At 64.8% G+C, this 2,568-nt stretch carries 3 protein-coding genes; all 3 read right to left on the bottom strand.

The annotated features are described in order from the left end of the window. Positions 1-152: 152 nt before the first annotated feature. The 3 genes from C9J49_RS16825 to C9J49_RS16815 all read right to left on the bottom strand — a co-directional run bounded on the left by C9J49_RS16825 (position 153) and on the right by C9J49_RS16815 (position 2,484). Positions 153-1,703, bottom strand: coding sequence for an IS66 family transposase (locus tag C9J49_RS16825; RefSeq protein ID WP_107182554.1), 1,551 nt, complete (start codon positions 1,701-1,703; stop codon positions 153-155). 80 nt (positions 1,704-1,783) lie between these two features. Beyond that, positions 1,784-2,119, bottom strand: coding sequence for an IS66 family insertion sequence element accessory protein TnpB (gene tnpB, locus C9J49_RS16820; protein ID WP_046078581.1), 336 nt, complete (start codon positions 2,117-2,119; stop codon positions 1,784-1,786). Beyond that, positions 2,116-2,484, bottom strand: a complete 369-nt coding sequence (locus C9J49_RS16815; RefSeq protein WP_046078582.1) for a transposase — start codon at positions 2,482-2,484, stop codon at positions 2,116-2,118. The genes tnpB and C9J49_RS16815 overlap by 4 nt, the downstream gene beginning before the upstream one ends. Positions 2,485-2,568 lie beyond the last annotated feature (84 nt).

The following is a 2,568-nucleotide window of genomic DNA, read 5'->3' as shown; positions in this document are numbered from 1 at the left end:
GCTTGAGGAGCCTCCATCTCCCCGGCCACATCGAACCCGCCTGATTGCCAGCAACTCACCCCTCGATGCATGAACGCCCCGCCCTCTCGAAAAGGACGGGGCGTTTTCTGGCCATTTTACGTAAGCGAACGGGCATCACCGTTTGTCAGTGATCAGGCGATGTGCTGCCAGTGGTGAGGCATGAGCTCGTGGAGCTGGCTGGCTTTCTGTGTCGGTAGCCGTGCCAGTACGTCCTTCAGGTAGGCATGAGGCTCGTGGCCGTTCAGCTTGGCAGACTGGATCAAGCTCATGATGGTGGCGGCCCGCTGACCGCTGCGCAGTGACCCGGCGAACAGCCAGTTCGAGCGACCCAGTGCCCAGGGGCGAATCAGGTTCTCGACCCGGTTGTTGTCGATCGGCAGTCGGCCGTCATCCAGGTAGCGTGTTAGCGCGGCCCAGCGTTTGAGGCTGTAGTCCAGCGCCTTGGCCGTCGCCGAGCCGTTCGGCACCTTCTCGCGCTGAGCCAGCATCCAGCGGTGCAGCGCGTCGGCGATGGGCCTCGCCCGAGTATCGCGTCGCCGTTGGCGTTCTTCCGTAGTCAGCGACTGGGCCTCGCGCTCCACCTGGTAGAGTTGGCCGATCAGCTCGATGGCCTGCCCGGCAATCTGGCTCTTGTCGGCCACGTGCAGGTCGACGAACTTGCGCCGCGCGTGGGCCATGCAACCGATCTCGGTGACGCCGTTGGCAAAGCTCTGCTTGTAGCCGCTGTAGTCGTCGCAGATCAGCTTGCCCCGCCAGTCGCCGAGGAAGTCACGGGCATGCTGCCCGCCGCGACTCTCGCTGAAGTCGTAGACCACCGCCTTCAATCCGGCGTAGGGCGTGGTGGCGTAGGCCCAGAGGTAGGCTCGATGCGTCTTCTTCTTGCCCGGGGCCAGCATCGGCACCGGGGTCTCGTCGGCATGCAGCACAGGGGCATCGAGCAGCAGCTCACGCAGGGCATCGATCAACGGCTGGAGTCGCACCCCGCAGATGCCGACCCACTCGGCCAGGGTGGAACGCGGAATCGCTACGCCGGCACGGGCAAAGATCTGCTCTTGCCGATACAGCGGCAGGTGATCGGCGTATTTGGCGATCAACACCTGGGCCAGCAGGCCGGCGGTGGGGATGCCCTTGTCGATGATCTGCGCCGGCATCGGCGCCTGGGTCAGCGTCTCGCAGTGATCGCAAACCCACTTGCCGCGGATATGGCGCTCGACGTGGAACACGCCTGGCGTGTAGTCGAGCTTCTCGCTGACCTCCTCGCCGATCCGTCGCAGCTGGCAACCGCAGGCGCAGTGTTCACTCTCCGGGGCGTGACGGATCTCGGTGCGCGGCAGCTCGGGAGGCAAGGCAGCCCGCTTGGGCACTTTCTTGGGTGTTGGCGTCGCGGCAGTGAGCTTCAGGTCTTCCAACTCGGTCTCGATGGCGGCGATGTCGGCATCCACCACCTCGTCCAGCAGGCTGATCTGCAAGACATTGAGCTGCTCGCTGCGCTTGCCGAAGGCATGGCGCTTGAGTAACGCCAGCTCATACGTCAGCTTCTGGTTGACCTGCTCGGTATGTCGCAGCGTTTTCTGGCTCTGCGCCAGTGCCTGTTCCTGCTGCTCGACCTGCGACATCAGCGTGGCCGCCAGGTGGCGGAGCTGATCGGGAGAGAGCTGAGACAGATCGGTCGGCATGGTCATCCGCCGAGTATGCCAGTCCTCGGGCGGAAGCGGGATTAGCGCATCCGCGAATAGCCGGGCCGCCGCGTCTGTGCCGCGCATCACACGACCGAGATTACCCCGTCGGCACCGAGACGCTGCCAGGGCAGGCCTTGAACCAGCGCCGTCACTTGTTCTGGACAGAGCTCGACGCGATCGCCGTGCCAGTGACCGGCCCAGTGGAACTTGCCCTGGTTCAGGCGCCGGGCACATAGCCAGACGCCCAGACCGTCGTGGATCAGCACCTTCATGCGGTTGCCACGCCGGTTGGCGAACAGGTAAGCGCAGTGCGGCCTGGCCGCGCCGAACACCTTGACCACCCGAGCCAGCGCCGTATCCGGCCCGGCCCGCATATCCAGCGGCTCGGTGGCCAGCCAGATCTCGTCGATGCGGATCATCCCAGCAGCTCCTTCAGCCACTGCGCACACGGTGTTGCCTCGCTCGCCGGCCAACGCACAGTGATGGTGCCCCTCACCGAGGGCAGCTCGATGCAGATGTCGCCGACGGCGGCAGTCGACGCTGGCAGATCGGTCGCTGCTGGCGGCGCCGGTAGGGGCACGAAGTCCGGCACGGCCGGCAGCTGGCTCTGTCGCTTGGCCTTGCGGATCCAGGTCTGGACGAGGTTGGTATTCAGTCCGTGCTGGAGGGCGACTTGAGCGATCGAGGAATCGCCCTGCAGGCAGGCCGTCACGATCTTGGCTCTGAACTCAGGTGTATAGCGGCGACGTCGGCGGATCTCACGATCGGTGCTTGAGGTGGTCATGATAGGTGCCCATTTATTAATAGATGGGCACCTAATGTCACCGGCTCCAGGCCTCAGCGGAAGGTGTGTTCAGCGGCCGGTTAC

The organism is Halomonas sp. SL1 (assembly GCF_003030865.2).
GTDB lineage: Bacteria > Pseudomonadota > Gammaproteobacteria > Pseudomonadales > Halomonadaceae > Halomonas > Halomonas halophila.
This window is presented reverse-complemented; position numbering and strand designations above follow the sequence as displayed.